The following is a 20604-nucleotide window of genomic DNA, read 5'->3' on the forward strand; positions in this document are numbered from 1 at the left end:
AACTGTAGCGGGGGTCGATGCTACATTTCCTGGTCACAAAACTACGTTATGACCCGATGACCATCAGCCGTCCTGCACGATCCGCCCTCCCCCTGCGCACCCTGGTCGCCGCCCTGGCCATGGGCTTGGCGGGCGCAGCCACCGCGGGTGTGTCGTACCGGCTGGATCGCCCCTCGGCCGCCCCCGGCGAAACCGTCACCATCGAGGCGGTGTACTTCAACGAAGGCACTTCCCGCTCCACCTGGGAAGCGCCGCCGGAACTGGTGCTGCAGTGGCGCGGCCAGGACGGCCAGATCGTGCGCAGCCTGGCCAAGCTGCGCGGCGGCCCGGCCAGCTTCAGCGTGCCGGTCAACAATTTCGCGCGCATGGCGTGGACCGCCGTGGTACCCGCCACGGCCCAGGGCCTGCAGGCCGTGTCCATCGAAGGCCAGCCCGCGATGATGGCGCTGGACGCCACCGGCCGCGACAGCGGCACCCTGGCCAGCACGCCCGCGCGCGGCCCGGTGGTGGACGCCAGCAGCGGTGAACCCGTGCCCGCCGCGGCAGTGGCCGCGGTCGGCGCATCGCCCGAAGGCGGTCCCTCGCCCGACGCGTCCGTCGTGCCGACCGTGCAACAGCAAACCGCGTTCGACCGCTTCCGCAGCTCCATCTCGGAGTACAAGCCGGTGTACTTCGACGTCGGCACCCGCGGGCAGACCACCGCGCGCTTTCAGATCAGCGCCAAGTACCGCCTCTTCAGCCCCGCGGGCGACCGCCCCGCGACCTGGGACGAGAATTTCTACCTGGCGTACACGCAGACCTCGCTGTGGGACCTGGAAGGCGATTCCATGCCCTTCATCGACACCACCTTCAATCCCAGCGCGTTCTGGCTGTCCGACAATATCTGGCAGTCCGCCAGCCAGAACTGGCGCTTCGGCATGAACACCGGCGTCGAGCATAACTCCAACGGCAAGGACGGCGCGGATTCGCGCTCGGTCAACGACGGCTATATCGAGCCGCGCTTCCATTACCGCTTCGACGGCGGCAGCACGCTCACCTTTGCGCCGCGGGTCAAGGCCTACTTCGGCGTCGCCAGCGAAAACAGCGACTACGCCGACTACGCCGGACACGTCGACTGGCAATTGCGCTGGGCCCAGGACAACGGCGCGGTGGTGTCCGCCATGTACCGCCAGGGTGATCAGAAGCGCCGCACCACCCAGCTGGATTTCGCCTGGCCGCTGCAGCGCACCTGGCTGAACATGAACGGCTACCTGCATCTGCAGTACTTCAACGGCTACGGCGAAACCCTGCTGGGCTACAACCAGCGCAACGAATCGCAGTTCCGCGTCGGCCTGTCGCTGGTGCCTTGAACGAGGCGCGCCGCCAGGCGCGCGCGTAGGCGCCCTAGCCTTCCACCGCCAGCTCTTCCCAGCCCAGTTCACGGGTGCGCTCCAGCGCCACCGTAACCTGGGCGGCGGCAGAACGCACCGCCTCGACCAACGCCTGTCCATTCAGCAGCCGCGCCGTGACGCCGGCCATGAACACGTCGCCGGTGCCGTGCACCGAGGGCGGTATCGCAATCTCCGGATGCGTCACGACGGTGGCCTGATCCCGCGTCACCACCGCCAGCTGCAAGGTGCCGGCCGCGGCGGCCATGGGCGCCGCGCTGGTCACGACGATCCAGTCCGGACCGCGCGCGATCAGTTCACGCGCCGCCGCCACCACCTCGTCGATCGACGACAAGGCGCGCCCCACCAGCAGTTCCAGTTCGAAATGGTTCGGCGTCATGCCGTCAGCCAGCGGCACCAGCAAGTCCCGGTATTGCTCGACCAGCCCCTCGTTCACGTACAGCCCGTCGTTGCGGTCGCCCATGACGGGGTCGATGTGCACCTTCAGATCGGGCCGCGATGCGCGCAGCGCAGGCAGCCAAGCGGCCAGCAGCCCGGCCTGCCCGGGTTGGCCCAGGTATCCGCAGACCACCGCGCGCGCCGTCCGGGTGACGCCGCGCTCGTCCAGGCCCTGCAGCAGTCCTTCAAACCAGTCCAGCGGCACCGCGCCGCCATGCAAGGTCGGATAGTGCGGCGTGTTGCTCAGGATCACGGTAGGCACCGCGATCGCGTGCAGGCCCGCCTTGCGGAAGACGGGCATGGCGGCGTTGTTGCCGACGCAGCCGTACACGACCTGGGATTGGACGGAAACGATATCCACCTGCGCGGTAACGGCGGGGATTGCGCTCATGGGGCTGCTCCTGGGCTGCCGCGGTCTACGCGGCGCTACATGCGGGTGATGAAATAGATCTTCTTGACGAACTGGTCCACTTCCCAGCGGCCGGTATAGCCTTCGGGCATGACGAAGGCTTCGCCCACGGTCAGTTCATGCACGGTGCCGTCCGGATCGACCAGGCGCGCCGAACCTTCCACGATGTAGCCGAACTCGATGTAGCCCGTGGTGTTGGACTGGAACACGCCCGCGCTGCTTTCCCAGACGCCGGCCTCTGCCTTGCCACCATTGCCCTCGAACGCGGTCACGGTGCGGAACGCCGCGTCGCCCGAGATCGGGCGGCGGGGCTTTCCAGGCACCGGATTCTTCATGGGGCCTGCATCGATGCGGACGAGCCGCGATTGATCGTTCTTCATGGAAGTTCCTGTATGCGGATAAGGTAATGAGTCCGGCGGCCCGCTCAGTGGGCGGCCACCACCAGCACTTCGGCCATGGCCCGGCTGACGGTGCGCATGCGGTGCGGCAGTTCGGAGTCGAAATAGACGGAATCCCCGGTCTCCAGGCGGAACTGGCGTTCGCCCACATGGACCTCGATGGCGCCCTTGAGCACCAGCAGGAATTCCTCGCCGGGGTGCGGAAACACCGCGGTCGCATCGGGAAAGTCGCGGGGCGGATGCACCACGAAAGGCTCCATCGCCTTGACCTTGCGGCGGCCGGCCAGCGACTCGTAGTGATACTCGCTGCCCAGCCCCCGGCGCTGCAAGGCCTCGCGGTCCGCCACCCGCACCACGCTGACCACTTCTTCCTGCGCGGCATCGTCCGTGCCCACCAGTTCCGATACGCCCAGGCCATAGGCTTCCGCCAGCCGCAGCACGGTGGAAATGGAGGGTTCGCTCAGGCCCCGCTCCAGCTTGGAGAGGTAGCTCTTGGTCAATCCGGTGCGCTGCGCCAGCTGTTCCAGGGACAGGGTTTGCTGGCGGCGCAGGGCGCGCAGACGGTGCGGCAGGTCTATCATGGGCGGGGTTGCGGAAATACAGTCGCGGAATACGACCGGTAAGCATGCCCTAATCCGGCCCCGCCGTCGAGCCGGCCCCGCCCGCGGCCGCCATCAGGCCAACACGTCGGGATGCGCCCGCAGCGCACGCCGCGCATAGTAAGAGAAGCCGACCTGCGACCGCTTGGGCGTCAGGATCCAGTCATGCGCCTCGCGGCCCAGCGCCGGCGGAATGGGCTGGATCTTGCCGGCGGCCATGGCCAGCAGCTGCATGCGGGCGGCGCGCTCGAACTGCAGCGCCAGCACGCAGGCCTCTTCCACCGAACCCGCCGCGATCAGCATGCCGTGGTGCGACAGCAGGATGGCGCGCTTGGAACCCAGCGCGGCCGAGATGATCTCGCCTTCCTCGTTGCCCACCGGCACGCCGGGCCAATCCTTCAGGAAGGCCACGTCGTCGTACAGCGGGCAGTTGTCCATGTGCGAGATTTCCAGCGGCACCTCCAGCATCGACAGCGAGGCCGCGTGCAGCGGATGCGTGTGGATGATGCAGTTCACGTCCGGACGCGCGCGGTAGACCCAGGAATGGAAGCGATTGGCCGGATTGGGCATGCCGCCGCCTTCCTGCACCCGCAGATCCTCGTCCACCAGCAGCAGGTTGCTGGCGCTGATCTCGTCAAAGCCCAGGCCCAGGCGTTGCGTGTAGTACCGGTTCGGCTCCGGCGCGCGCGCCGTGATCTGCCCGGCCAGGCCGGAATCATGCCCGCCGTCGAACAGAATGCGGCAGGTCAGCGCCAGGCGTTCGCGCAGGCTCCATTCGGGCGTCTCGAACTGGCGCTGCATTTCGGCTTTCGCCCGCGCGATCAGTTCGTCCTTGCCCAGATGCATCGTATCGGCCATCGTCGTCACTCCTAAGATAGTGTCTCTGTCATGCCGCTTCGATCAGCGGCGTAAAACCCGGCAAGGCGCGCATGCGCGCCACCCAGGCGTCGATATGGGCGAAGCCGGACAGGTCGTAGCCGCCCTCGGCCGCCATGCTCGTGTAGGGAAACAGCGCGATGTCGGCAATGGTCGGCGCGCTTCCCACCAGATAGTCGCGACCCGCCAGATGCGCATCCATCAGTGCGGCAGCCTTCATGCCGATCTCGCGCCATGCCCGCATCGCCGGGTCATCCACCTGCGCGGTATTGCGCAGATGGATCAGCAGGCGCGGCTGCGCAAAGGCATGCATGTGCTGGGTCTGCTCGAAGCTGAGCCAGCTGCTGACCTGCGACTGCTCCAGGCGGCCGCCAGGCAGCCAGGACGTGCCCAGCCCCAGATACCAGAGGATGGCCTGCGACTCGGCCAGCCACTCGCCTTCCGGCGTCAGCAAGGCCGGCACCTGGCGCCACGGATTGATGCGCGCGAACGCGTTCGTCTCCAGGTCGCCCTGCACGATGTCGAAGGTGCGCCGCTTGATCGGCAGGCCCATGTAGCCGCAGGCCAGCCGGATCTTCCAGGCGTTGCCCGAACGCAGGGTATCGGCCAGTTCCAGCGGCTTGCCCGCCAGCGGATGCGGTGTCTGGTTCATCGTCAGTCCATCTTGATGTTGGCGCGTTTCACGATCTCGGTCCACTTGGCTTTCTCACCGGCGATGAAGCGCTGATACTCGTCCGGCTTGCCCGTATACAACTGCGTACCCTGCGACGCCAGCCGGTCCTTCAGTTCCGGCGACGCCAGGGTCTTCTGCAGCGCCGCGTTCAGCTTTTCCATCACGTCGGGCGGCGTGCCGGCGGGCGCGAAGAACGCGTTCCACGAGCTGATCTGCAGGGCCGCGTCGCCCACCTCGCTGCTGGCAGGCACGTCGGGCGCGGAAGGCAGGCGCTTGTCGGCGGCCACCGCCAGCGCGCGCAGCTTGCCGGACGCCGCATGCGGCATGATCACCGGGCTGGCGTCCATCACCACGTCGACCTGCTCGCCGATGGCGGCGTTCACGGCTTCGCTGCCGCTCTTGAACGGCACATGCACGATGTCCACGCCCGCCGTCAGCTTCAACAGCTCCAGGCCCAGGTGCGGCGAACTGGCATTGCCCGCCGAACCGAAGTTCAGCTTGGCCGGGTTGGCCTTGGCATAGGCCACGAACTCGCCGAAGGTCTTGGCCGGCACGCCCGCACGCACGGCCAGCAGATACGGCGATCCCGACACCATGCCCACCGGCGCGAACTTGTCGGCGTCATAACTGAGCTTGCTGTAGATCAGCGGGTTGACCACCTGCGTGCCTACCGTGCCCATGAAGATCGTATAGCCATCGGCCGGCGCGGTGGCGGCCACCTGCGCGGCGATCACCCCGCCCGCGCCCGGCCGGTTCTCGATCACGATGCTCTGTCCCAAGGCGTCGCCCATGCCCTTGCCGACCTGACGCGCCACGATGTCCGTGATACCGCCCGCGCCGAACGGCACCACCAGCCGGATCGGCCGGTCTGGATAGGCCGCCGCCTGGGCGCTACCGGCCGCCATTGCCGCTACCAATGCCAGCGCGCCGGCAATTCCCGAAATCTTCATGTCATCCCCCTACGGGCGCCGCCTATCGGCACCATCATGACACGAAGTGTCCTATAGGAGATTGATTTTCCGCAAGGAAAACCAGATTAGGTAAAACCCTGAGCAGCAGCGTCTACGACGGCGGCGCCGAACCGGCCGCGCTATGCAGTTCTGGGCGGGCCCATATTGGTTTCTGACCATCCCCTTCGGGCTGGTCGCCTTGATCCGCCTGCTGCTCACCATGGCAGGTGGCTTTCTGCGCTGGCTTTCGTATTGCTGCAAGCGCCCGGCGCCGTGGCCTGTCGAGGTGCTGGCCAGCATGGGGCCGGTACTTTCAACCACCGAACTGGCCCAGCTTAAAGTAGCGATGGCTCATCCGAGAAGATTGCGATGAAGCCGCCGCTTCAGTTGGTAAAGGCACGGGCGTCAGCTTAGATCTGGTAAAAACTGAGCCGGCTATTGGAATAAGAATGCCTCTGATGCTCCAGCGACAAGATTACAAGACCAGAGGCGTGCATTAGCTCGGTTAAGCTGATTTGACGTGTCACGAGGGAGATGTGTTGTGCTGTACGCAAGACATCATCGACATACAACTTGAGAAGATAGGATCATGACCCAGCCGCATTCAACACGCCCACCCGCTTACGCACGGAAGATGCGGTATGCACCTGCGATGAAGCTTCTCTTTACGTTGGGCCTTGCAACTCTATGGGCTGGCGCCCAAGCCGCAAGTTTTGATTGCAACAAGGCCGTGAGCGCTACGGAAAGGTTGATCTGTAGCGATGCCGAGACATCCGCGCTGGATGGAAAATTGCAAGGGGCCTATAAAACAGCACTAGCCGCAACCGATGCCTATGGCAAGAAAGAGTTGGCTAAAGAACAGCGCAACTGGATTAAATACGCTCGTGACATCTGTCAAGACAGCGCCTGCCTGCAGCAAGCATACACAACCCGCATCGCCATGCTGGCGCGCAATGAGAAACGTATTGCCAATGGCGAGGTGTACTCGGACTGCAAGCTGCCGGGCAACCAAACCGTTAGTGGCGAATGCGTTAATGTTGTGCCGATTCGTGATCCCAACTCCCGTGTTGAATCGTTCAACCAATCGTTGGCGCATCAGAAGCAAAACGGCCGAATCATCGGTTGTAGCCGGCTGATTGATCTACCGGTTGGCGTCGCCGGGAGTAATCACAGTTTTGGCGGCTCCTGCGTATTGCAGGAAGGTACGCAGCGCAAGAACGTGAGGATCTGCAACGACGATATGTTCGGGCATTTCCAAGTAGAGCCGTCCACGCCACAGGATGCCTCAGACAAGCGCTTGGTCGACTTTACTTACGCGCAATGCTATGGCGGTTGATGGTAAGCGCCCGGGCCTATCCGTGATTTTGTGTGCGAGGCGGGATTTGGTGCCGAACACATGTTCCACCGTGCGCCGCCGCACCTTCATCGCTTCTGGCATTCGGTCTGGACGGCGCCGCGCCGCCTCAAGCACGGCCTCATGTTCCCATCTACCGATGCGCCGATACGCGCCAGGTGTGCATGTATATCGGTACGCGTCATAGTTCCGCAGGCTTGAGCCGCCTGCGCGATCACCTTTTCCAGGTATCTTCGGGCACGAAATCTAAACTTGAAGAGGTCCGCAATATTGTGCGCGCGGGCGCACAGGTCGGCGTAACGCTCATCTTGGTTAAGCCTGAGTCACTGCGCCTTGCGGTGGAAGAGGAATTGCTGCAGGCGAATTCCAGATACATCGGCCAGCTCCCTTGGAATAAAAGAGGTGTAGTCGCACGGCGCAAGCGGTTGGCATTTCCGAAGGCATGATCAAGCGTCGCGAGATGCGGCCTTGCTCCTGCCCATCGGCGCGCCCCCGGCCGGACACGACCTGCCGGCCACGATGCTCATCACGCCCGAGGTGGCTCGAGGCTATCGCGGTTGCCAGCGAAGAGCGCGTTCACGGGCTGGCGACGCTGCGCCGTGCCTGGTGGCCGAGTGCTGTGACGCTTGGTGGCGATAGGTCCCGCTGCGCCTGGGCGGCACCTCCGACCTGGCAGGCGCGGACGCTGGAACCGCAGCGAGGGATCACCCGCACCACTTGACAAACCCACATCAGTTTCGTTGAATGAAATATATTCCATTCAACGAAACGACAATGACTTCCTCCGCTGAGCACACCCTGGTGACCCACCTGGCCGATTTGCAACGGCGCCAGATCTCCCCGACCACGCGCGCGCGGCTGGCGCAGGCGCTGCTGGACTGGTTCACGGCGGGCTGGTCCGCCGCGGGCACGCCGGCCGCGGCCGGCTATCGGCGCGTGGCGCTGGACTGCCAGCCGGGCGCGGGACCGGCGCCCGTCTTCGGCGGCCCGGTCGTCAACGCCAATGGCGCGGCCTTCGCCAATGCCGCCATCGCCCATATCCGCGAAATCGACGACGCCCACCGTGCCGCCATGCTGCACCCGGGCGTGGTGTCGGTCACGCCAGCGCTGGCGCTCGCGGCGGATGGCGGCATGACGCAGCGGCAGGTCGCGGATGCCATCATCGCCGGCTACGAAGTTTCATTGCGCCTGGGCGAGGCCCTGGGCACGCGCCACGCGGCGGGGTTTCATGCCACCGCGACGGCGGGCGCGGTGGGCGCGGCCGCCGCTGCCGGGGTGGCCCTGGGGCTGGCGCCGGCGCCCCTGCACCACGCGCTCGGCATCGGCGCCACCCAGGCGGCGGGGCTGTGGCAACTGGTGGACGACAACGCGCACGAAGCCAAGTCGCTGCATCCGGCCTTCGCGGTGCGCAACGGCCTGACCGCGGCCTATGCCGCGCGCGCCGGCCTGCCGGGCGCGCAACGCTTCGCCACCGGCGCGCGCGGGCTGTACGCGCTGCTGGCGGGCGACGGTCCGCTGGACGCGCTGGCGGGCGGCCTCGACGCCAGCGAGCGGTTGAACACCGCCACCATCAAGGCCTGGCCCTGTTGCGCCCAGCTCTTCACGCCGCTGGATGCCACCCACGAGCTGTTGGACGCGCACGCGCCGACGCCCGACGAAATCGAATCGGTCGACATCGAGATATTCACGCACGCGCTGAAGATCGCCGGCGTCGACTGGCCCGCCACGCCCGCGCAGACCTGCTTCTCGCTGCGCTACGTGGTGGCGCGGCTGCTGCTCACCGGCAGACTGGGCATCGAAGACATGGAGTCCACGGATCTGCAGGCGCCCGACCTGGTGGCGCTGGCGCGCCGCATCACGGTGCGCACCAGCGACGCCTTCCAACGCGAATTTCCGCGCCTGCGGCCATGCCGGGTGACCCTGATACTGAAGGATGGGCGCCGGCTGAGCGCGTTGCGCCAGTTGCGGCGCGGCGATCCCGAAGACCCTTACGACTGGCCCGCGCTGCAGGCGCGCATGCGCGCCTTTGCGCCGGCCATGGATGACGCCGCCGCCCGCGCCATCGTGGCCTGGTGCGAACGCTTCACGGACGAGGGCAATGACGCGCGGGCGTGCCTGCCGGAGCCCGCGCTGTTCGGCTGCGCGGCGCCGCGCTAGGCGACGCCGCGAGGCGCCCGCCCGGGCGCCTCATTCGGATGCGGGCGGCGTCCAGGACGCGGGCGGCGCGGTGCGAAAGCCCTGCTGCGCCAGTTCGTGGCGCGCGATCTCGACCGCCTTGCGCTGCGCCGCCTCGTTGTGGCGCGACGCCAGCCCCAGCACCACCAGCGCGCCGACGAAGGCATCGTCGGCATCGAACACCGGCACGGCCACCGACGCCATTTCCGCGACCCGCTCGGAGCGGGTCATGGCATAGCCCTTTTCATGGATGTCGCGCGCCAGCGGTGTGGCGCCGCCGGTGAAGGCGCGCAGCACGTGCGCCGACGAACCGCCGTCCTTCAGGCTGATGCGCGTGCCGACCTCGACGTGGTGGCGCACTTCCTTGGTGGTGTTCTCGCGGTACAGGCAGATGCGGTCGTCGCCACTGCGCACGTACACGGCCACGGTCTCGCCGGTCTGCGCGACGATGTTGCGCAGCGCCGGCTGCAGGCGCGAGCCCAGGTCGAAGGTATCGCGATACAGCATGCCCATGTGCAGCAACGCCGGTCCCAGCGCGTAGGTGCTGCTGTCGTAGCGATAGATCATGCGCGCCTTGATGAACACGCCCAACAGGCGCAGCAGCGTGGCCTTGTCCAGGCCGGTGCGGTCGGCTAGGTCACGCAGCGAAAGGCGCAGATGGTCTTCGCCAAAGCACTCCAGCACGGAGATGCCGCGTTCGAGCACGCCGACGGGCGGCTTAGGGGAATTCTCGCTTGACACGGTTTCGGATGCTTCCTATAGTTTTGTTCAATAAAACGTATTTTAATCAATGAAACGAAAGACGGCTACCGGACCAGGGAACCGCCGTCCGGGTTTCAACCCAGGAGACAAGCGTCGCGCGACCCGCGAGCCTTACGCCCGCCGCCGCGCACCGTAGCATTATGCCGAATCAGATCGATGCACTCGCCGCCGCGCTGGGCGCCATCGTCGGGCCGTCCCACGTCCTGACCCATGCGGCCGACACGGCCCGCTACACGGCGGACTGGCGCCGCAATTTTCCCGGCGCCGCGCGCGCCGTGGCGCGCCCGGCCGATACGGCCGAAGTCTCGCGGGTGGTGGCGCTGTGCGCGGCGCAGGGCGTGGCGGTGGTGCCGCAAGGCGGCAACACCGGCCTGGTGGGCGGCTCGACCCCCGACGCCTCCGGCCGCGAAGTGGTGCTGAGCCTGGACCGCATGACGGCGGTGCGCCGGGTCGACGCGCTGGACAACAGCATCACGCTGGAAGCCGGCTGCACGGTGCTGGCCGCCCAGCAGGCGGCCGCCGAGGCTGGCCGGCTGTTCGCGTTGTCGCTGGCATCGGAAGGCAGCGCCACCATCGGCGGCGTGGTCTCCACCAACGCCGGCGGCGAACAGGTGCTGCGCTATGGCAATACGCGCGAACTGACGCTGGGGTTGGAAGTGGTGCTGGCCGACGGCAGCGTGCTGCCGCAACTGGGCACGCTGCGCAAGGACAACACCGGCTACGACCTCAAGCAGCTCTTCATCGGCGGCGAGGGCACGCTGGGCGTGGTCACCGCGGCGGCCTTCCGGCTCTACGCCCTGCCCCGCAAGGTGGTGACGGCCTGGGCCGCGGTGCCGACGCCGCAGGCGGCGGTGGACCTGTTGGCACGCCTGACCGACGCGGTCGGCGAGCGCGTCACGGCCTTCGAACTCATCGGTCGCCAGACGCTGGAACAGGTGCTGGCGCACCCGCTGGACGGCATGCGCGATCCGCTGGCGCAGCCCTCGCCCTGGACCGTGCTGTTCGATGTGTCCGAGACGTCGGCCTTGATGGACCCGGAACCGGCCGTCGAGGGCGTGCTCGAGGCCGCGATGGAACACGGCGGCGTGACCGATGCGGTGATCGCCGCCTCCGGCCGCCAGGCGCATGAACTGTGGGCGCTGCGTGAGCACGTGCCGGAGGCGCAGCGGCTGGACGGCCCCTCCATCAAGCACGACATCTCGGTCGCGGTGTCGCGCATTCCCGAATTCATCGCCACCGCCGGCGCCCGCCTGCAGGCCCTGATGCCGGGCATCCGCATCGTCTGCTTCGGCCACGTCGGCGACGGCAACCTGCACTACAACCAGAGCAAGCCGCTGGCGATGGACGACGCCGCCTTCCGGGCCCAAGAGGACGCGGTGCACGACATCGTGCACGACGTCGCCGCGCGGCTGGACGGCTCGATCTCGGCCGAGCACGGCATCGGCCGCCTCAAGCAACACGCCTTCCTGCAATACAAACCCGCCGTCTCGGTGGACGTCATGCAACGCATCAAGCACGCGCTCGACCCGCGCGGCACGTTCAATCCGGGCCGGCTGCTGCCCCGCCCGGCCCATCACTCCTAAGCCTCCAGGACCCGCACCATGCCCGTTTCCGTCTTCGACATGCAATCGCTCCAGCACCTGTGGAGCACCGATGAACTGCGCGCCATCTTCTCGGAAGAGAACCGCGTCCAGCAATGGCTGGATTTCGAGGCCGCGCTGGCCGAGGCCCAGGCCGAGCTGGGCATCATCCCGGCCGCCGCCGCCGCGCGGATCCGCGCCCAGGCGACGGTGGCCAATATCGACATCGCCGCGATGTCGGCCGAGATCCGCCGCATCAAGCACTCGCTGGTGCCGGCGCTCAAGCAATTGCAGGCGGGCTGCGGCCCCGACCATGGTGAGTGGCTGCATTACGGCGCCACCACCCAGGACGTGGTCGACACCGGCGTGGCGCTGCAGCTCAAGCAGGCCCATGCCGTCTTCATGCGCGACCTCGCCGCCATCGGCCGCGAGCTGGCGCGCCTGGCGCAAAGCCATCGCGACACGCCCATGGCCGGCCGCACCCATGGCGTGCAGGCGCTGCCCATCACCTTCGGGCACAAGTGCGCGGTGTGGCTGGACGAACTGTCGCGCCATCACGAGCGCCTGAAGGAATGCGAGGCGCGGGTGCTAGTGGGCATGGTGGTCGGCGCGGTCGGCAGCCAGGCCTCGCTGGGCGAACAGGCCGCCGAGGTCGAGCGCCGCACGCTGGCCAAGCTGGGGTTGGAGACCGCGCCGATCAGCTGGGCGCCGGCACGCGACCGCTTCACCGAATACGCGCTGGTGCTGGCCATGATCGGCGCGACGCTGTCGAAGATCGGCAATGAACTGTTCAACCTGCAACGCAACGAATTCGCCGAAGTCGAGGAAGCCTTCTCGGAAGGCAAGCTGGGCTCGTCGACCATGCCGCACAAGCGCAACCCGACCTCGGCCGAGAACCTCGCCGGCCTGTGCCGGCCGCTGCGCGCCAATGCGACGCTGATGCTCGAAGGCATGGTGCAGGAAGGCGAGCGCGACGGCATTGCCTGGAAGATCGAATGGAAGGCGCTCCCCGAATGCTGCCTGATCGCCGGCGCCATGCTGTTCCAGGCCAAGAACCTGCTGGCCGGGCTGCGCGTGGACGCCGACGCCATGGCGCTGAACCTGGACCGCATGCGCGGCTACCTGCTGTCCGAACACGTGATGCTGGACCTGTCCGAGCGCGTCGGCAAACAGACCGCGCACGAATGGATCTACGAAGCCTCGATGCACGGCATCACGCACAAGCTCGATTTCGCCCAGGCGCTGCGCCAGCACAAGGATCTGGCCAACCTGCTGGGCGAGGAAGAAATCCTGCGCCTGACCGATCCCGCGGGTTACCTGGGACAGTGTGCCGCCTCGGTGGACAGGGTCGTGCAGCGACATCAAGCCGGCTGGCTGCAAGCCTGACGGTTCCCCTTGATAAAAAATACACAGGAGACAAACACCATGGGCATTTCCTTCGCAAGCGGCGCCATGCGCCGGCTGGGCCGGCGCGCCGCCCTCGTCGCGGCGCTGGGGCTGGCGGCACTGGCCGGCGGCCAGGCGCAGGCGGCATTTCCCGAGCGTCCCATCACCCTGGTGGTCGGCTTTCCGCCGGGCGGCGGCGGCGACCTCTATGGCCGCCTGATCGCCACCGCCATGGGCAAGACCCTGGGGCAGACCGTGATCGTCGAGAACCGGCCGGGCGCGGGCGGCAACATCGCCGCCGGCCTGGTTGCCAAGGCCGCCCCCGATGGCTACACCATCCTGCTGGCCATGAGCGGCAACCTGGCGGTCTCGCCGGCGCTCAAGCCGCAGAGCCTGCCGTACAAGGTGCCGGAGGACTTTGCCCTGATCGGCCTGATCCTGGAGGCGCCGCACGGCCTGTTCGTGGCCACGCCGTCGCATTTCAAGACGGCGCGCGAAGTGATCGACGCCGCCAAGCAGAAGGAACTGACCTTTGCCTCCACCGGCACCGGCGGCGCCGCCCACATCGGCATGGAGACCATCAAGGAACTGGGCCACCTGAAGCTCCTGCACGTGCCGTACAAGGGCTCCGGCCCCGCCATCACCGACATGCTGGGCGGGCAGATCGACATGTTCTTCGCCACCGCATCGCCGCTGGTGCCGCAGGTGCAGCAGGGCCAGTTGCGAGTGCTGGCCCTGACCGGCCGCCAGCGCAGCCCGATCCTGCCCGACGTGCCGACCTTCAAGGAGCTCGGCATCGACATGACCATGACGCAGTGGTACGGCCTGGCGGCGCCGGCCGGTACGCCGCCCGCGGTGCTCAAGGTGCTGTCCGAGCACCTGTCGCGCGCGCTGGCGGACCCCACGGTGCAGAACACGATCCGCAAGGACGCCGCGATGGAGCGCGACCTGCCGATGGACCAGTTCAAGCAGTACATCCTCGACGACATCGCCAACTACCGCAAAGCCGCCACCCCCGACCTGCTCAAGCAGATCGGCCAATGACCCAATCCGACCGAACCGATTTTCAGGAGACCCCACCATGTTGCAGAACTGGACCGACACCCTCGCCAACAACCGCAAGGCCGGCGAGGCCCTGGGCAAGCACAACCCGCAGCTGCTGACCGCGTTCCGCGCCCTGAACCAGGCGCAGGGCGCCACCGGCACGCTGGACGCCAAGACGCGCGAGCTGATCGCGCTGGCGGTGGCCGTCACCACGCGCTGCGACGGCTGCATCGCCGCGCACGCCGACGCCGCCCGCAAGGCCGGCGTGACGGAACTGGAGCTGAGCGAGGCCTTGAGCACCGCCATTGCCCTGAACGCGGGCGCCGCCTATGTGTATTCGTTGCGTGCGATGGACGCGCTGACGGCGGGTCAGGGTTGAGCGGGAGCCACGCATGTACACCACCCTGATCAGCGCGGACGAACTGGCCCGCGCCCTGCAAGACCCGCAACACCGCGACATCGTGGTGCTGGACTGCGGCTTCGAGCTGACGGATCCGCAGGCGGGCCGCCGCCACTACGATGCCGGCCACCTGCCGGGCGCGTTCCACGTGCATCTGGAAGACACCCTCAGCGGCCCCAAGACCGGCCGCAACGGCCGCCACCCGCTGCCCGACCGCGCCGCGCTGGCGCGAGCCCTGGCGGCGCTGGGCGTGAACGCGGACACCCAGGTGGTCGCCTACGACAATGCCGGCGGCATGTACGCGGCGCGCCTGTGGTGGCTGCTGCGCTGGATCGGCCACGAGGCCGTGGCGGTGCTCGATGGCGGCGAAGGCGCCTGGAAGGCCGCAGGCCAGCCGTTCACGACCGATGCGCCGGCGCCGCGCCCGGCGGGAGCCCTGGCCGTCGGCGAGGGCCGCCAAGCCACGCTGGACTACCCCCAGCTGCGCCAGGCGCTGGCCGCCGACGCGCGCCGGGTGCTGGACGCGCGCGCCCCCGACCGCTACCGGGGCGAGAACGAGACCCTGGACGCGGTGGGCGGACACATCCCCGGCGCCCGCAACCGGTTCTTTCGCGACAACCTCGGCGCCGACGGGCGCTTCCTGCCCCCCGCCGAGCTGCGCCAGGCCTTCCTGGCGCAGCTCGATGGCCTGGCGCCCGACGCTGTGGTGTGCCAATGCGGTTCCGGCGTCACCGCGTGCCACAATCTATTGGCCATGGAAATCGCGGGCCTGTCCGGCGCGGCCCTCTACCCCGGCTCGTGGAGCGAATGGAGCGCGCAACCCGACGCGCCCGTCGCCACGGGCGCCAACCCCTGATCCGCCCATGATCGACGCCTCTTCCCACCCTCCCCGTCCCGACAGCGGCCGCCTGTCCCATAGCGCGCACTGGGGCGTGTTCTCGGCCGCCTGGAAAGACGGCGCGCTCGACGTCCGGCCGCATCCGGGCGATCCCGACCCCAACCCGCTGATCCAGAACTTCACCAACGCGCTCGACCATCCGGCGCGCGTCACCACGCCGATGGTGCGGCGCGGCTGGCTGGAACGCGGGCCGGGTCCGGACGCGCGCCGGGGAAGCGACGATTACGTGCCGCTCGGCTGGGACGACGCGCTGGACCTGCTGGCCGCCGAACTGCGCCGGGTGCGCGACCAGCACGGCCCGCAAGCGGTGTTCGGCGGTTCGTATGGCTGGTCCAGCGCCGGCCGCTTCCATCACGCGCAGAGCCAGGTGCACCGCTTCCTGAACACGGCGCTGGGCGGCTACGTGCGCTCGGTCAACAGCTACAGCGCGGGCGCCTCGGCCGTGATCCTGCCGCACATCCTGGGCAGCATGGACGACGTGGCGCGCCGCAACGTCACCTGGGAACAGATCGTGGCGCACACCGACGTGGTGCTGGCCTTCGGCGGCATGGCGCTGAAGAACTCGCGCGTGGCCAGCGGCGGCATCAGCCGGCACATCGAGCGCGACTCGATGCGCCAGGCCGCGCGACGCGGCTGCCGCTTCCTGAACATCAGTCCGCTGGCCTCCGACCTGCCGGCGGACGCGGCGGCGCAGTGGGTGCGCGCCGTGCCCGGCACCGACGTGGCGCTGATGCTGGCGCTGGTGCATGAGCTGGTGGCCAATGGCTGGCATGACCAGCCATTCCTGCGCGACTTCTGCGAAGGCTGGGATGGCTTCGAGGACTACCTGATGGGCCGCGCGGACGGCCAGGCCAAGGATCCGGCCTGGGCCGCGCCGATCTGCGGCGTGCCGGCCGCGGACATCGCGCGGATCGCGCGGTTGCTGCCGGGCAAGCGCGTGCTGGTGACCGTGGCGCATTCGCTGCAACGCGCCGAACATGGCGAACAGCCGGTCTGGATGGGCGCGGTGCTGGCCGCGGCGCTGGGGCAGCTGGGATTGCCGGGCGGCGGCTACGCCTACGCGCTCGGCACGCTGGCGCACTACGGCAAGCGTAGCAACGCGGTGCCGGTGGCGTCGTTGCCGCAGGGCGTGAACGGCGTCAAGGCGTTCATTCCCGTGGCGCGCATCGCCGACATGCTGCTGCATCCTGGCAAGCCGTTCGACTACAACGGCAAGCGCATGGACTACCCGCACATCCGCCTGGCCTATTGGGCGGGCGGCAACCCGTTCCACCATCACCAGGACCTCAAGCGCCTGTCGCGCGCCTTCGCCACGCTCGACACCTTCGTGGTCCACGAGATCGGCTGGACCGCCACCGCGCGTCACGCCGACATCGTGCTGCCCTGCACGATGACGCTGGAACGCGAGGACATCGGCGGCGCGCCCACCGATCCGCTGCTGGTGGCCATGCACCGCATCGCCGCCCCCAACGGCCTGGCGCGCGACGACTACGACATCTTCGCCGACCTGGCCGAACGGCTGGGCACGCGCGAGGCCTTCACCGAAGGCCGCAGCAGCGGCGAATGGCTGCGCCACCTGTATGAAAGAACCCGCGCGGCCCTCGAGGAAAAAGGCCTGGAGGCGCCGGACTTCGACCAGTTCTGGACGCGCGGCGAATTGACCCTGCCGCAGCAGGACGACGACGGCGGCATCCTGCGCGCGTTCCGCGACGATCCCGCCGGCAAGCCGCTGCCCACGCCCAGCGGCAAAGTCCAGATCAGCTCGCCGACCGTGGCCGGCTTCGGCTACCCCGATTGCCCCGGCCATCCTGCCTGGCTGACGCCACAGGACGCGCCGACGCCGGCGCATCCGCTGTTCCTGGTCGCCAACCAGCCCGCCACCCGCCTGCACAGCCAGCTGGATTTCGGCGCTCACAGCGCGTCGCAAAAGCGTCAGGGGCGAGAAGTGTGCACGCTGCATCCCCGCGACGCCGCGGCCCGCGGCATCGGCGAAGGCGACATCGTGCGGCTGTTCAACGACCGCGGCGCCTGCCTGGCCAGCGCCACGCTCAGCGACCGCATCATGCCCGGCGTGGCGCAACTGCCCACCGGCGCCTGGTACGACCCGGTGCGGGACGAGCGCGGCGAGGTGACGCTATGCGGCCACGGCAATCCCAACATCCTGACGCGCGACGCCGGCACCTCGTCGCTGGCGCAAGGTTGCAGCGGCCAATTGACGACGGTGCAGATCGAGCTCCATGACGGGCCGTTGCCGCCGATCCGGGCCTTCGAGCCCCCTCCCACGGCAGCGTCCGCGCGCTGATGCCGCGCCCCCCGGGCTGGCGGGCGGCACCACGCCTTCCACTTCGACGCCATGCGCGAACTATGCGAAGTCATCTGCTCGGCCGGGCTATATCCCCATGTCCAGGGCGCCCAGCGCGGCACCTTCCCAAGGCCGGCGCCCCTCCCCCGAGGATGCCCGATAGCGGCTTTGGGTAGCCACCTGGGGTCAAGCCGGCACACCCCGGCTCGCCAGCGCTTGGCGGGGGTCGGCGGAATCTAGTTCTTCACGTAGTACGCCGCGGGCTTGAACAAACAGCGATCGATAGACTGCTTCGCGCGAAACACACATGATCTTTCCGTCAGGAGAATGACGCTTCAGCCATCCTGAAATTTGTTCTGGTGACCAGTCAGCCTCCAACAGGCGTATCACGGTACTGCGCAGCTGCGGTTCACGGGACAGCAGGTAAGGCTTCGGTCGCAGACCACGCTTGAGGAACTGCTTTTCAGCACCGTACGCTCGGTACTTCCCTGGTCCACCATTGCGGCCGACCTCTCTCGAGATCGTCGATGCTGAGCGGCCCAACTGGCGACCAATAGCTCTACGGGGTGAGTGCTGATGACTGTTATCAGCCTGAAGCGGCCGCTTGGTTGAATTCTATTGATGACCGATCATGGCCGAGAACGGCCATAGTCTAGGGCTAGCAAGTCGCCGGCCGACATGCCGCATGGATCGGACGGCGCCGTCAAAAAGGCGAACGTTATTCCTGCCACTCAAACCCTGAGCTGCGGAAACGGGGTTCTCCCTTTTCGTTGAAGTTCACGTATCGGCGTGGAGATTTGACAACACCGAGAGCCTTAGCCTGCGACAAGAGGTCGCACCCAAGACATGTTTGCAGCTTGCGCAAGCCAGAATCGCAGTACAAATCGAACAGTTCAACGATTTGCATGAGGCCTGGCGGTAGAATCCGGCCGTGCATCGGGAACATGGCGCCCGCCGCGCTGAGCTTGCCGGGACGCGGAGAGTCCGTGTTCCCCAACCCCACAGCGCAAGGTGAAATCCGGCAGCCCGATCTCACACTCGTCGGAATCGGGCTGATGCGCTTCGTGGCCCTCGCGGCTATCGCTCGTTTGTCTTTGCCCGGCCCACGAGTAGTAAATGAAGCTGCTGAAGCAGCGTTTTGAGGAAATGATGAATTTTTGGGTCCCTGTAATCTTCGGTACGTTCAAGCTCCTCGTGTTGGGAACAGGCATGTTTCTCGCCATCAAGTCCCATTACGATGGAGAAAAAAAGGAGAAGAAGGAAAAGGAGAAGGAGATGAACGCAACGTAACAGGGACCTCGTTGCTATTGGGGGCATCCTGATCGCGGCGCTCGATGCAGCGGGATCGCGATGCCAGATGTTCTCGTCCAGATCGTCGAGCTGCACCGCTCGTGAAGGACCGCTATACGGAACGCGGTCCGGCGAAGCGAAGGATTGCGGGGCCGCAGGGAGCAGTCAGCGCCTATAGACCATGTAGGCAATGCCGAGCATTCCCATTACCGTGCCGCCGACTATGAGCGCGACGCTTTCCGCCAGCTCGGAGCCGTGCACATACAACAGCAGGCACGTCACCGCGATGAGCGCGATCGATGAAACCAACAAGAACAAGCGCCACTGGGTTCGTATCGCTCGCCATGCTGCACTCAGCGAAAATCCGCGGCTACGCATGGACCGTGACGCCAAACAAAAGCCAGATTCCGATTCCGCCAAACATTCCGCCCTGCAAAAATCCACTCCATATATTCCACTGATTTCGCCTGCTCCAAAGGCGACGGCCTCCCGCTGCCGCCTCAATGCGGAGCGCCAGAGGCGATTCAGGCGAGCAACGACGGAAAGAGGCTGGCGAGGATTACTCGCGTCAGGAAATGAGACGAACGGCGCCGCATGTCATCGCGTTGCCCACCCAATCCCCGTCGGACATGGGCAGGGCTACGGTTTTATGATCAGGCGCACCCCTCTTGCCGCCCCGCTCTCGAGGCGGCGATGCGCCTCTGCAACTTCGGACAGTTGCAGTATTTCCAGGTTGCGCGGTTTCAGCGTGCCTTCTGTCAGCAGTTGATTGACATGGTTGGCCGCCATTTGCAGGTCTGCGCTACTGGCGTTGCTGATCGCAAATCCGACCAGGCGCGCATCACGGGTGTACAGCGCCCCGACCGGGAGTTCCGGACGAGCCTTCAACCCGGCCATCAGGACCACTCGTCCACCATGGGCGATCAGGCCAACCGCCTTGTGGAGGTCATGGCGGCCCGATGTGTCGAGATGGACATGGATGCCCTCAGGCGCCGCGGCACGGATTTCGTCCACAAGATGCTCATCGCTATAGTCGAGCACCACGTCCGCGCCCAACCTGCGGCAATAGGCCTGATCGGCCGCCGCCGCGGAGGTGATGACTCGCGCGCCGGCACGCGCGGCGGTGACGATCGCTGCGCTTCCCACATGGCCAGCGCCGCCCGCGATGTAGACGGTCTCGCCTGCCTGGGCCTGCCCATGCTTGATGATCGCCAAATAGGCTGAGGCCGCGGGGTGGAACGCCCCGACGGCAACTTCAGGCTTCACGTCGTCCGGCAGAGGGTAGAGACGGTCGGCCGCCACTACCGCATACTCGGATGTACAGCCTTGCCGGCCGGCATGCCCCAGACTGTTGGACCAGACGGCGTCGCCAATCTTGAAGAGACTTGCGCTGGAGCCCACCGCCGCGACGGTTCCCACCAGATCCCTGCCGACCACGAACGGGAACGGCAGCGGCGTCATGTATTGGCCAGATCTCACGAATGTGTCGATCGGGTTTACCGCCGCGTACTTCACTTGTACGAGTACGTCCGTGGGACCAGGTTCTGGCACACGGATCGGCTCAATGCGAATTTGCTCCGCAGGGCCACGTTGATCGATCCACGCGGCGCGCATTGTGCTACGAATAGAAGACATGCTTGCGATCATGGACCATTCGCCGGAGGGAAGAAAGGTGCAAGAAC

21 protein-coding genes and 1 pseudogene are annotated in these 20604 nt (G+C 66.9%); 12 read left to right on the plus strand and 10 right to left on the minus strand.

Annotated features, from left to right (window positions below; genetic code table 11):
* The first annotated feature begins 56 nt into the window (after positions 1-56).
* The gene (locus N5C88_RS08815; protein WP_059371827.1) at positions 57-1349 is read left to right on the plus strand and encodes a phospholipase A; all 1293 of its coding nucleotides are present in this window, start codon (positions 57-59) and stop codon (positions 1347-1349) included.
* Between the two features lie 34 nt (positions 1350-1383).
* On the opposite strand, the gene pdxK is transcribed toward N5C88_RS08815, so the two are convergent.
* The 6 genes from pdxK to N5C88_RS08845 all read right to left on the minus strand — a co-directional run bounded on the left by pdxK (position 1384) and on the right by N5C88_RS08845 (position 5731).
* Positions 1384-2217: a pyridoxine/pyridoxal/pyridoxamine kinase gene (gene pdxK, locus N5C88_RS08820; protein WP_059371826.1), complete on the minus strand. Its 834-nt coding sequence runs from the start codon at positions 2215-2217 to the stop codon at positions 1384-1386.
* A 35-nt stretch (positions 2218-2252) separates the two neighbouring features.
* Entirely contained in the window at positions 2253-2615 is a 363-nt protein-coding gene (locus N5C88_RS08825) for a cupin domain-containing protein (RefSeq protein ID WP_059371825.1), read from the minus strand.
* Between the two features lie 44 nt (positions 2616-2659).
* On the minus strand, positions 2660-3214 hold the full coding sequence (locus N5C88_RS08830; protein WP_059371824.1) for an XRE family transcriptional regulator: 555 nt from the start codon (positions 3212-3214) through the stop codon (positions 2660-2662).
* Between the two features lie 93 nt (positions 3215-3307).
* A complete protein-coding gene (locus tag N5C88_RS08835; RefSeq protein ID WP_059371823.1) occupies positions 3308-4090 on the minus strand; it encodes an aldolase in 783 nt (260 codons plus the stop codon).
* A gap of 28 nt (positions 4091-4118) precedes the next feature.
* Positions 4119-4760: a glutathione S-transferase family protein gene (locus N5C88_RS08840; RefSeq protein WP_251881352.1), complete on the minus strand. Its 642-nt coding sequence runs from the start codon at positions 4758-4760 to the stop codon at positions 4119-4121.
* Positions 4761-4762: 2 nt separating this feature from the next.
* Positions 4763-5731 (minus strand): tripartite tricarboxylate transporter substrate binding protein, encoded by a 969-nt coding sequence (locus tag N5C88_RS08845; RefSeq protein ID WP_118933999.1) that lies wholly within the window; start codon positions 5729-5731, stop codon positions 4763-4765.
* Between the two features lie 142 nt (positions 5732-5873).
* On the opposite strand from N5C88_RS08845, the gene N5C88_RS08850 reads away from it, so the two are divergent.
* On the plus strand, positions 5874-6104 hold the full coding sequence (locus N5C88_RS08850; protein WP_280015175.1) for a hypothetical protein: 231 nt from the start codon (positions 5874-5876) through the stop codon (positions 6102-6104).
* 216 nt (positions 6105-6320) lie between these two features.
* The gene (locus N5C88_RS08855; protein ID WP_280015176.1) at positions 6321-7067 is read left to right on the plus strand and encodes a lysozyme inhibitor LprI family protein; all 747 of its coding nucleotides are present in this window, start codon (positions 6321-6323) and stop codon (positions 7065-7067) included.
* Positions 7068-7115: 48 nt separating this feature from the next.
* Here the strand turns inward: N5C88_RS08855 and N5C88_RS08860 are convergent.
* Positions 7116-7250 (minus strand): annotated as a pseudogene (locus tag N5C88_RS08860) (IS5/IS1182 family transposase); the annotation flags it as partial.
* Here N5C88_RS08860 and N5C88_RS08865 point away from each other — a divergent pair.
* Both N5C88_RS08865 and N5C88_RS08870 read left to right on the plus strand, forming a co-directional pair.
* A complete protein-coding gene (locus tag N5C88_RS08865) occupies positions 7250-7531 on the plus strand; it encodes a hypothetical protein (protein ID WP_280015177.1) in 282 nt (93 codons plus the stop codon). The pseudogene N5C88_RS08860 and the gene N5C88_RS08865 sit on opposite strands and share 1 nt — an antisense overlap.
* Before the next feature lie 328 nt (positions 7532-7859).
* The gene (locus N5C88_RS08870) at positions 7860-9242 is read left to right on the plus strand and encodes an MmgE/PrpD family protein (protein ID WP_280015178.1); all 1383 of its coding nucleotides are present in this window, start codon (positions 7860-7862) and stop codon (positions 9240-9242) included.
* Between the two features lie 30 nt (positions 9243-9272).
* On the opposite strand, the gene N5C88_RS08875 is transcribed toward N5C88_RS08870, so the two are convergent.
* Positions 9273-10001 carry an IclR family transcriptional regulator gene (locus tag N5C88_RS08875; RefSeq protein WP_280015179.1) on the minus strand — a complete coding sequence of 243 codons (729 nt, stop codon included), beginning with the start codon at positions 9999-10001 and terminating at the stop codon, positions 9273-9275.
* A gap of 161 nt (positions 10002-10162) precedes the next feature.
* On the opposite strand from N5C88_RS08875, the gene N5C88_RS08880 reads away from it, so the two are divergent.
* From N5C88_RS08880 to N5C88_RS08910, 7 genes are all read left to right on the plus strand, one after another.
* Complete coding sequence (locus N5C88_RS08880) at positions 10163-11605, plus strand: FAD-binding oxidoreductase (RefSeq protein WP_118933827.1); 1443 nt, start codon at positions 10163-10165, stop codon at positions 11603-11605.
* Positions 11606-11623: 18 nt separating this feature from the next.
* Positions 11624-12988 carry an adenylosuccinate lyase gene (gene purB, locus N5C88_RS08885; protein WP_118933826.1) on the plus strand — a complete coding sequence of 455 codons (1365 nt, stop codon included), beginning with the start codon at positions 11624-11626 and terminating at the stop codon, positions 12986-12988.
* A 39-nt stretch (positions 12989-13027) separates the two neighbouring features.
* Positions 13028-14032, plus strand: coding sequence for a tripartite tricarboxylate transporter substrate binding protein (locus N5C88_RS08890; RefSeq protein ID WP_280015180.1), 1005 nt, complete (start codon positions 13028-13030; stop codon positions 14030-14032).
* A gap of 37 nt (positions 14033-14069) precedes the next feature.
* A complete protein-coding gene (locus tag N5C88_RS08895; RefSeq protein ID WP_006391254.1) occupies positions 14070-14411 on the plus strand; it encodes a carboxymuconolactone decarboxylase family protein in 342 nt (113 codons plus the stop codon).
* A 13-nt stretch (positions 14412-14424) separates the two neighbouring features.
* Positions 14425-15288, plus strand: a complete 864-nt coding sequence (locus tag N5C88_RS08900) for a sulfurtransferase (protein WP_280015181.1) — start codon at positions 14425-14427, stop codon at positions 15286-15288.
* 7 nt (positions 15289-15295) lie between these two features.
* Entirely contained in the window at positions 15296-17632 is a 2337-nt protein-coding gene (locus N5C88_RS08905) for a molybdopterin guanine dinucleotide-containing S/N-oxide reductase (protein ID WP_280015182.1), read from the plus strand.
* A gap of 1116 nt (positions 17633-18748) precedes the next feature.
* Complete coding sequence (locus N5C88_RS08910) at positions 18749-18922, plus strand: hypothetical protein (protein WP_165867916.1); 174 nt, start codon at positions 18749-18751, stop codon at positions 18920-18922.
* Between the two features lie 165 nt (positions 18923-19087).
* Here the strand turns inward: N5C88_RS08910 and N5C88_RS08915 are convergent, their stop codons facing one another.
* Both N5C88_RS08915 and N5C88_RS08920 read right to left on the minus strand, forming a co-directional pair.
* Positions 19088-19240 carry a hypothetical protein gene (locus N5C88_RS08915; protein ID WP_280015183.1) on the minus strand — a complete coding sequence of 51 codons (153 nt, stop codon included), beginning with the start codon at positions 19238-19240 and terminating at the stop codon, positions 19088-19090.
* A gap of 321 nt (positions 19241-19561) precedes the next feature.
* On the minus strand, positions 19562-20569 hold the full coding sequence (locus N5C88_RS08920; protein WP_280015184.1) for an NADPH:quinone reductase: 1008 nt from the start codon (positions 20567-20569) through the stop codon (positions 19562-19564).
* Positions 20570-20604: the final 35 nt, after the last annotated feature.

It is taken from the genome of Achromobacter sp. GD03932 (genome assembly GCF_029839485.1).
Taxonomy (GTDB): Bacteria; Pseudomonadota; Gammaproteobacteria; order Burkholderiales; family Burkholderiaceae_B; genus Achromobacter; species Achromobacter bronchisepticus_A.

Coding starts and splice junctions, on each gene's coding strand:
- N5C88_RS08880 (WP_118933827.1), top strand. CDS start 10,163: ATGCCGAATCAGATCGATGCACTCGCCGCCGCGCTGGGCGCCATCGTC.
- N5C88_RS08865 (WP_280015177.1), top strand. CDS start 7,250: ATGTATATCGGTACGCGTCATAGTTCCGCAGGCTTGAGCCGCCTGCGC.
- purB (WP_118933826.1), top strand. CDS start 11,624: ATGCCCGTTTCCGTCTTCGACATGCAATCGCTCCAGCACCTGTGGAGC.
- N5C88_RS08845 (WP_118933999.1), bottom strand. CDS start 5,731: ATGAAGATTTCGGGAATTGCCGGCGCGCTGGCATTGGTAGCGGCAATG.
- N5C88_RS08905 (WP_280015182.1), top strand. CDS start 15,296: ATGATCGACGCCTCTTCCCACCCTCCCCGTCCCGACAGCGGCCGCCTG.
- N5C88_RS08890 (WP_280015180.1), top strand. CDS start 13,028: ATGGGCATTTCCTTCGCAAGCGGCGCCATGCGCCGGCTGGGCCGGCGC.
- N5C88_RS08870 (WP_280015178.1), top strand. CDS start 7,860: ATGACTTCCTCCGCTGAGCACACCCTGGTGACCCACCTGGCCGATTTG.
- N5C88_RS08840 (WP_251881352.1), bottom strand. CDS start 4,760: ATGAACCAGACACCGCATCCGCTGGCGGGCAAGCCGCTGGAACTGGCC.
- N5C88_RS08900 (WP_280015181.1), top strand. CDS start 14,425: ATGTACACCACCCTGATCAGCGCGGACGAACTGGCCCGCGCCCTGCAA.
- N5C88_RS08830 (WP_059371824.1), bottom strand. CDS start 3,214: ATGATAGACCTGCCGCACCGTCTGCGCGCCCTGCGCCGCCAGCAAACC.
- N5C88_RS08895 (WP_006391254.1), top strand. CDS start 14,070: ATGTTGCAGAACTGGACCGACACCCTCGCCAACAACCGCAAGGCCGGC.
- N5C88_RS08825 (WP_059371825.1), bottom strand. CDS start 2,615: ATGAAGAACGATCAATCGCGGCTCGTCCGCATCGATGCAGGCCCCATG.
- N5C88_RS08850 (WP_280015175.1), top strand. CDS start 5,874: ATGCAGTTCTGGGCGGGCCCATATTGGTTTCTGACCATCCCCTTCGGG.
- N5C88_RS08920 (WP_280015184.1), bottom strand. CDS start 20,569: ATGATCGCAAGCATGTCTTCTATTCGTAGCACAATGCGCGCCGCGTGG.
- N5C88_RS08855 (WP_280015176.1), top strand. CDS start 6,321: ATGACCCAGCCGCATTCAACACGCCCACCCGCTTACGCACGGAAGATG.
- N5C88_RS08815 (WP_059371827.1), top strand. CDS start 57: ATGACCATCAGCCGTCCTGCACGATCCGCCCTCCCCCTGCGCACCCTG.
- N5C88_RS08835 (WP_059371823.1), bottom strand. CDS start 4,090: ATGGCCGATACGATGCATCTGGGCAAGGACGAACTGATCGCGCGGGCG.
- N5C88_RS08910 (WP_165867916.1), top strand. CDS start 18,749: ATGAAGCTGCTGAAGCAGCGTTTTGAGGAAATGATGAATTTTTGGGTC.
- pdxK (WP_059371826.1), bottom strand. CDS start 2,217: ATGAGCGCAATCCCCGCCGTTACCGCGCAGGTGGATATCGTTTCCGTC.